This window comes from Pseudomonas sp. MD195_PC81_125 (genome assembly GCF_014060985.1).
Taxonomy (GTDB): domain Bacteria; phylum Pseudomonadota; class Gammaproteobacteria; order Pseudomonadales; family Pseudomonadaceae; genus Aquipseudomonas; species Aquipseudomonas parakoreensis.
The window spans coordinates 1-7,348 of the sequence record NZ_JABULD010000542.1 but is presented as its reverse complement, the minus strand read 5'-3'; the positions used below and the strand labels follow the sequence as shown (position 1 = coordinate 7,348).

The 7,348-nt window shown below is 60.5% G+C and carries 6 protein-coding genes and 1 pseudogene; 1 reads left to right on the top strand and 6 read right to left on the bottom strand.

Going from position 1 to position 7,348, the window contains the following annotated elements; genetic code table 11:
* Nucleotides 1-532: OB-fold nucleic acid binding domain-containing protein (locus HT737_RS21525; protein ID WP_306287246.1), on the top strand; the 532-nt coding region annotated here is incomplete at its 5' end.
* Nucleotides 533-580: 48 nt separating this feature from the next.
* Here HT737_RS21525 and ispD read toward each other — a convergent pair.
* The 6 genes and pseudogenes from ispD to tilS form a co-directional block, all read right to left on the bottom strand.
* Nucleotides 581-1,287 (bottom strand): annotated as a pseudogene (gene ispD, locus HT737_RS21520) (2-C-methyl-D-erythritol 4-phosphate cytidylyltransferase).
* Nucleotides 1,284-1,562 carry a cell division protein FtsB gene (ftsB, locus tag HT737_RS21515; protein ID WP_007964293.1) on the bottom strand — a complete coding sequence of 93 codons (279 nt, stop codon included), beginning with the start codon at nt 1,560-1,562 and terminating at the stop codon, nt 1,284-1,286. Before ftsB ends, ispD begins: the two are co-directional and overlap by 4 nt.
* 172 nt (nt 1,563-1,734) lie before the next feature.
* Nucleotides 1,735-3,024 carry a phosphopyruvate hydratase gene (gene eno, locus HT737_RS21510; protein ID WP_041072316.1) on the bottom strand — a complete coding sequence of 430 codons (1,290 nt, stop codon included), beginning with the start codon at nt 3,022-3,024 and terminating at the stop codon, nt 1,735-1,737.
* Nucleotides 3,025-3,180: 156 nt separating this feature from the next.
* The gene (gene kdsA / locus HT737_RS21505; RefSeq protein ID WP_007954807.1) at nt 3,181-4,026 is read right to left on the bottom strand and encodes a 3-deoxy-8-phosphooctulonate synthase; all 846 of its coding nucleotides are present in this window, start codon (nt 4,024-4,026) and stop codon (nt 3,181-3,183) included.
* 4 nt (nt 4,027-4,030) lie between these two features.
* Complete coding sequence (locus HT737_RS21500) at nt 4,031-5,662, bottom strand: CTP synthase (protein WP_003222153.1); 1,632 nt, start codon at nt 5,660-5,662, stop codon at nt 4,031-4,033.
* A gap of 275 nt (nt 5,663-5,937) precedes the next feature.
* Entirely contained in the window at nt 5,938-7,266 is a 1,329-nt protein-coding gene (tilS, locus tag HT737_RS21495; protein ID WP_182403963.1) for a tRNA lysidine(34) synthetase TilS, read from the bottom strand.
* Nucleotides 7,267-7,348 lie beyond the last annotated feature (82 nt).

The following is a 7,348-nucleotide window of genomic DNA, read 5'->3' as shown; positions in this document are numbered from 1 at the left end:
GGCCGGGCATCGGCATCGCGCGCGCTGGGAAGTGGCCGGGGTGCAGAAACAGCTGGGTCTGTTTGCCGGCTTGCCGAGCCAGGAAGAGCCCGATGTGCTGCTGCCCAAACCGAGTGTCGGCGAGGACTTGCAGGCCGATTACGCGACGCTTGGCACCACCCTGGGGCCGCATCCGTTGGCGTTGCTGCGTGGCGAACTCAAGGCCCGGCGTTGCCGCAGTTCACAGGAGTTGCTGGACGTGGAACACGGCCGGCCAGTGAGCATCGCCGGGCTGGTCACCGGGCGTCAGCGACCGGGCACCGCCAGCGGCGTAACCTTCGTCACCCTCGAAGACGAATTCGGCAACGTCAACGTGGTGGTCTGGCGCGATCTGGCCGAGCGTCAGCGTCAGGTGCTGGTCGGCTCGCAACTGCTCAAGGTTGACGGCCGCTGGGAGCGTGAGGGCGAAGTGCGGCACCTGATCGCCGGGCGGCTGAGCGATCTGAGTCCGCTGCTCGACGGCATCCGCGTACAGAGCCGCGACTTCCATTAACACCGATCCCCTGTAGGAGCTGCCGCAGGCTGCGATCCTTTGAATCTTTCAGCGGCGGTTAGCCCAACGCTGACGCAACCACTCCAGATCTTCCGGCCGGGTGACTTTGAGGTTGTCCGCCCGCCCTTCGATCAAACGCGGTGCCAGACCAGCCCACTCCATTGCCGAGCTTCATCGGTAATCACCGCATCCGCCACCAGACTGTCAGCCAACGCCCGATGCAGCGCACCGAGGCGGAACATCTGTGGTGTATAGGCTTGCCAGATCACGCTGCGATCCACTGTTTCGAGCACACGACCGTGCTTGTCGACCCGCTTCAGCGTATCGCGCGCCGGCACGGCCAACAGACCGCCGACGGCATCATCCGCCAGTTCAGCCAGCAATTTGTCGAGATCGTCACGGCTCAGATTCGGCCGCGCGGCATCGTGCACCAGCACCCAGTCTTCATCGTCGGCACCTTGCGCATGCAAATGCAGCAAGGCATTGAGCACCGACCCGGAACGCTCCGCACCACCCTCGACCCGCTGAATCCGCGGGTCGCTTGCGCAGACCAGACTTGGCCAGTAAGGATCATCAACAGCAAGACTGACCACCAGCCCCTTGAGGCTTGGGTGATCGAGGAAACAGCCGAGGCTGTGTTCAAGAATTGTGCGTCCACCCAGTTGCAGGTATTGCTTTGGACGGTCCGCAGCCATTCGGGCACCGACGCCCGCGGCAGGAATCACGGCCCAGAAGGCCGGCAGGGAATCGATCATTGCGCGAGCTGGTAAAGGGTTTCACCGTCCTTGACCATGCCCAGCTCATGGCGAGCCCGCTCTTCAACGGTCTCCATACCTTTTTTCAACTCGCTGACTTCAGCATCCATCACCCGATTGCGCTCCAGCAGGCCTTCGTTCTCAGCGTGCTGATCAGCAATCTGCTGCTTCAGCTCGGCGACCTGCGCCAAACTGCCATTGCCCACCCACAGGCGGTACTGCAGACCGGCCAGCAGCAAGAGCAAAACGAGAAACAACCAGTAAGGACTGCGCATCGAATATCAGGTATCCAGTGAAAAAAGACAGCCACGCGAAAAACTTTGAAACGTCTGATAGCACGAAGCCTGGAAGATCCAGGCTTGTGCATGTAAGGCATCAGATTAGTGGCAAATCCATCGCTGTCACGACTTTTCCGACACAATCCGGTGTCTTTTTACCATCTACAGCTTAACCGCGGAACTCGGCGCGACCGTTGTACTTGGCTTTGCCATTCAACTGCTCTTCGATACGCAGCAGTTGGTTGTACTTGGAAACGCGGTCGGAACGGCACAGCGAACCGGTCTTGATCTGGCCAGCCGAGGTGCCAACGGCCAGGTCGGCAATGGTCGAATCTTCGGTTTCGCCCGAACGGTGCGAGATCACGGCGGTGTAACCGGCGGCCTTGGCCATCTGGATGGCTTCCAGGGTTTCGGTCAGGGTGCCGATCTGGTTGAACTTGATCAGGATCGAGTTGGCGATCTTTTTATCGATGCCTTCTTTCAGGATCTTGGTGTTGGTCACGAACAGGTCGTCGCCGACCAGTTGGGTTTTCTCGCCGATCTTGTCGGTGAGGATCTTCCAGCCAGCCCAGTCGGACTCGTCCAGACCGTCTTCGATCGAGATGATCGGATAACGTTCGGTCAGGCCTTTCAGATAATCGGCGAAACCTTCAGCGGTGAACACCTGGCCTTCGCCGGACAGGTTGTACTTGCCGTCTTCGAAGAACTCGCTGGCAGCGCAGTCCAGCGCCAGGGTCACGTCGGTGCCCAGCTTGTAACCGGCGTTGGCCACGGCTTCGGAGATCACTTTCAACGCGTCTTCGTTGGATGCCAGGTTCGGTGCGAAACCGCCTTCGTCGCCAACGGCGGTGCTCAGGCCACGGGCCTTCAGCACGGCTTTGAGGTGATGGAAAATCTCGGTGCCCATGCGCAGACCTTCCGAGAAGGTCTTGGCGCCAACCGGCTGCACCATGAATTCCTGGATGTCGACGTTGTTATCGGCATGCTCGCCACCGTTGATGATGTTCATCATCGGCACCGGCATCGAGTACACACCCGGGGTGCCGTTCAGGTTGGCGATGTGGGCGTACAGTGGCAGATCCTGGTCCTGTGCAGCCGCCTTGGCCGCAGCCAGGGACACGGCGAGGATGGCGTTGGCGCCCAGGGTTGCCTTGTTTTCGGTACCGTCGAGCTTGATCATCGCGTGGTCGAGGGCTTTCTGGTCGCTTGGGTCAGTGCCCAGCAGCAGATCGCGGATCGGACCGTTGATGTTGGCTACCGCCTTGAGCACACCTTTGCCCAGGTAACGGCTCTTGTCGCCATCACGCAGCTCGAGCGCTTCACGCGAGCCAGTGGATGCACCGGACGGCGCGCAGGCGCTGCCGATGATGCCGTTGTCGAGAAGCACGTCCGCTTCCACGGTGGGATTGCCACGGGAGTCGAGAACTTCACGACCTTTGATGTCGACGATTTTTGCCATTGTTGTAAACACTCCAAAGTTGACGAAAACGACGCAGCTAGAGGAAATCTTTTTACCGTCGGCAAGTGGTGTGCAGCGGGCAGCTTGCAGACGACAACGCACATGCCCGAGGGCATGTGCGACAAATCGTGCGGTACTTTACCGGAGAATTGAGGTTTACGCGGTTTCTACCGTCGGAAAACTCTTCACCAGTTCGTCCAGGGCTTTGAGCTGGGCCAGGAATGGCTCCAGTTTGTCCAGACGCAAGGCGCAAGGGCCGTCGCATTTGGCATTGTCCGGATCCGGATGCGCTTCAAGGAACAGACCGGCCAGCGACTGGCTCATGCCTGCCTTGGCCAGATCGGTGACCTGGGCGCGGCGACCGCCGGCGGAGTCGGAACGACCGCCAGGCATTTGCAGCGAGTGGGTCACGTCGAAGAATACCGGGTATTCGAACTGCTTCATGATGCCGAAGCCGAGCATGTCGACCACGAGGTTGTTGTAGCCGAAGCTCGAACCGCGCTCGCAGAGAATCAATTGATCGTTACCCGCTTCCACGCACTTGTTCAGGATGTGTTTCATTTCCTGAGGGGCGAGGAACTGGGCTTTCTTGATGTTGATCACCGCGTTGGTCTTGGCCATCGCGACGACCAGATCGGTCTGACGCGACAGGAAGGCCGGCAGCTGGATGATGTCGCAGACTTCAGCGACGACCGCGGCCTGATCAGGCTCGTGGACGTCGGTGATGATTGGCACGCCGAAGGCTTGCTTGATGTCCTGGAAGATGCGCATGCCTTCTTCCAGGCCAGGGCCGCGATACGAGGTCACAGAAGAGCGGTTGGCCTTGTCGAAGCTGGCCTTGAACACGTAAGGGATACCGAGTTTCTCGGTGACCTTCACGTACTCCTCGCAAACCTGCATGGCCATGTCGCGGCTTTCCAGCACGTTCATGCCGCCGAACAGCACCATGGGTTTGTCGTTGGCAATCTCGATGTCGCCGACGCGGATGATCTTCTGTGCCATCGGGTTACGCCTTCTTCTGGTGTTGAGCCAACGCTGCTTTTACGAAACCGCTGAACAGCGGGTGACCGTCACGAGGCGTCGAGGTGAACTCCGGGTGGAACTGGCAAGCGACGAACCATGGATGATCCGGTGCTTCAACCACTTCAACCAGCGCGGCGTCAGCGGAGCGACCGGAGATTTTCAGGCCGGCTTCGATGATTTGTGGCAGCAGGTTGTTGTTCACTTCGTAGCGGTGACGGTGACGTTCAACAATCACGTCCTTGCCATAGCAGTCGTGCACCTTGGAGCCGGCTTCGAGCAGGCATTCCTGAGCGCCGAGGCGCATGGTGCCGCCCAGATCGGACGCTTCGGTACGCACTTCAACCGCGCCGGTGGCATCTTCCCACTCGGTGATCAGACCCACGACCGGATGGCCGCTGGCACGATCAAACTCGGTGGAGTTGGCGTCTTTCCAGCCCAGCACGTTACGGGCGAACTCGATGACCGCCACTTGCATGCCCAGGCAGATGCCCAGGTATGGAACCTTGTTCTCACGAGCGTACTGAACGGCCGTGATCTTGCCTTCCACGCCGCGCAGACCGAAGCCGCCCGGAACGAGGATCGCGTCAACGCCTTCGAGCAGCGCAGTGCCCTGGTTCTCGATGTCTTCGGAATCGATGTAACGCAAGTTGACCTTGGTACGGTTGGTGATGCCGGCGTGACTCATCGCTTCGATCAGCGACTTGTAGGCGTCCAGCAGCTCCATGTACTTGCCGACCATCGCGATGGTCACTTCGTGCTCAGGATTGAGCTTGGCATCGACAACCTTTTCCCACTCGGACAGGTCGGCGCCATTGCATTGCAGGCCGAAACGCTCGACGACGAAATCGTCCAGACCCTGGGCGTGCAGCACGGCCGGGATCTTGTAGATGGTGTCGACGTCTTCCAGGGAGATCACCGCACGTTCTTCAACGTTGGTGAACAGCGCGATCTTGCGACGCGACGACACATCCACCGGATGGTCGGAGCGGCAGATCAGCACGTCTGGCTGCAGGCCGATCGAGCGCAGCTCTTTTACCGAGTGCTGGGTTGGCTTGGTCTTGGTTTCGCCAGCGGTGGCGATGTACGGTACCAGGGTCAGGTGCATCAGCATCGCGCGCTTGGAACCGACTTCCACACGCAGTTGACGGATGGCTTCGAGGAACGGTTGCGATTCGATGTCGCCCACGGTACCGCCGATTTCCACCAGGGCCACGTCGGCATCGCCGGCACCCTTGATGATGCGACGCTTGATTTCGTCGGTGATGTGCGGAATCACCTGGATGGTTGCACCCAGGTAGTCACCACGGCGCTCTTTGCGCAGCACGTGCTCGTAGACACGGCCGGTGGTGAAGTTGTTGTTCTGGGTCATGGTCGTGCGGATGAACCGCTCGTAATGGCCCAGGTCCAGGTCGGTCTCGGCGCCGTCGTGGGTGACGAACACTTCACCGTGCTGGAACGGGCTCATGGTGCCCGGGTCGACGTTGATGTACGGATCCAGCTTAAGCATGGTGACCTTAAGCCCCCGCGCCTCCAGGATGGCCGCCAATGAAGCCGAGGCAATGCCTTTCCCCAATGAAGAAACAACACCGCCCGTGACGAATATGTAGCGCGTCATGAAAAACCCTAGAAGTCTGCGTTAAAGCGGTACGAGCCGCCGGGGAAAGCGAAGGAAGGCCGAAGCCCCCGATCACCTGCATTAATCACAGTGCACCTTTCAAAAAAAACCGCCGCGTTGGGACAGACCGGCAGATGAAACACCGGTACGTTGCTCGCTACACATTTTTTGGAATCGCCCAGCAAAGACTGCTTGGTAATCGGCAACTCCTGCAATTCAGGCGAATCCACAGAAGTTGTATCAAGAAGGGAGCGTAGTCTACCGGAATGCCCCTTTCATCTCAAACCTTGATCTTCGTCTGTTGGCTGCCAATGCAATTTCCAGCCGTCCGGCCCCTGCCCGTCAAGGCCCGGCAGGTTCGCCACGGCGAGCAATTCTACGCCGCGAAACAGCAGCGGCAATCTGCCACGGACGAAGCCCGGCAGCGCGCGCTCATTGAGCAGGCGCTTGAGATCGCGGTGCCCGCGATCGGCCAGGTGCATGACTTCGCCGCCCTGTCGATAGCCAATCCGCAACGGCCCGATGGGAGTCTGCCCGCTGAACATGACACGCCCGTTATTCGCCAAGCGTAGCGGCGTCGACGGGTCATGCCAGTCAACGCTGGCCGCTGGCACACACAGCCAGTCGCCGCTCAACCACCATATCCGACCGGCGCTGCGATGGACCTCGCCATCGGCCAGACGCCAGACCGGGGATGCATCGCCGGCAGCGCCGCACAGGTTGTCCCAACCCGACCAATGGTCAGTATCGGGCAGGCGGGTCAGCGGTTCGAGCCAGTGGCTGAGTGCATTGCGCTGACGAGCGGCGGACAACTTCGCCAGCGGCGCCAGCTCCAGCGACGGCAGGGCCAGCCATGGCAACCCGCTCGGCGTGGCGGCGTGTGCCAGATCGAGCTGCGCCAGCTCATCGAGCAGGCCTTGCGCTTCACGCAGGTGCGCCGCGCTGCGCGCCATGCTTGCCTGCGCTTGCGGCCAGCGCGCGGTGAGCAGCGGCAGCACTTGATGACGCAGATAGTTGCGCGAGAACTGTCGATCCTGGTTTGACGGGTCTTCGATCCAGTGCAACTGATTTGCACGGGCGTACGCCTCAAGCTCGGCACGCGTGACATCGAGAAGAGGCCGCAACAGCGTGCCCTGCCCCAACGGCCGCTGCGCCGGCATCGCCGAAAGTCCGCGGACGCCGGCACCGCGCATCAGGCGAAACAGCAGGGTTTCGGCCTGATCATCACGGTGCTGCCCGGTCAACAGCACGTCATCCGCTTCGGTCAGCGACATGAACGCCGCGTAACGCGCCTCCCGCGCCGCCCGCTCCAGGCTGGCGCCGGTTTGCACCGTCACCCGCATTACGTGCAGCGGCACACCCAGCGCATCGCAGACCGACTGACAATGCGCCGGCCACGCATCGGCCGCAGCCTGGAGGCCGTGGTGGATATGGATGGCGCTGAGCGCCGGCAGGGAATGGTGTTTAGCGAGATGCGCAAGCAGATGCAGGAGGACGGTGGAGTCCAGACCACCGGAGAAGGCGATGCGCCACTGAGCGGCGTTGCACCAAGGCTCAAGGCTCGACATGAGCCGCGACGGCAAATCACTCTTCGAAGGATTCATAGAGAAGGTCGCTTCTTAAAAAACCTGTAGGAGCTGCCGCAGGCTGCGATCTTTTTGATTTTGCTGTATCAAGATCAAAAGA

Excerpts from the sequence above, each read along its gene's own strand:
- ftsB (WP_007964293.1), bottom strand. The coding sequence starts at position 1,562 with ATGCGCAGTCCTTACTGGTTGTTTCTCGTTTTGCTCTTGCTGCTGGCC.
- kdsA (WP_007954807.1), bottom strand. The coding sequence starts at position 4,026 with ATGGCACAGAAGATCATCCGCGTCGGCGACATCGAGATTGCCAACGAC.
- HT737_RS21500 (WP_003222153.1), bottom strand. The coding sequence starts at position 5,662 with ATGACGCGCTACATATTCGTCACGGGCGGTGTTGTTTCTTCATTGGGG.
- tilS (WP_182403963.1), bottom strand. The coding sequence starts at position 7,266 with ATGAATCCTTCGAAGAGTGATTTGCCGTCGCGGCTCATGTCGAGCCTT.
- eno (WP_041072316.1), bottom strand. The coding sequence starts at position 3,024 with ATGGCAAAAATCGTCGACATCAAAGGTCGTGAAGTTCTCGACTCCCGT.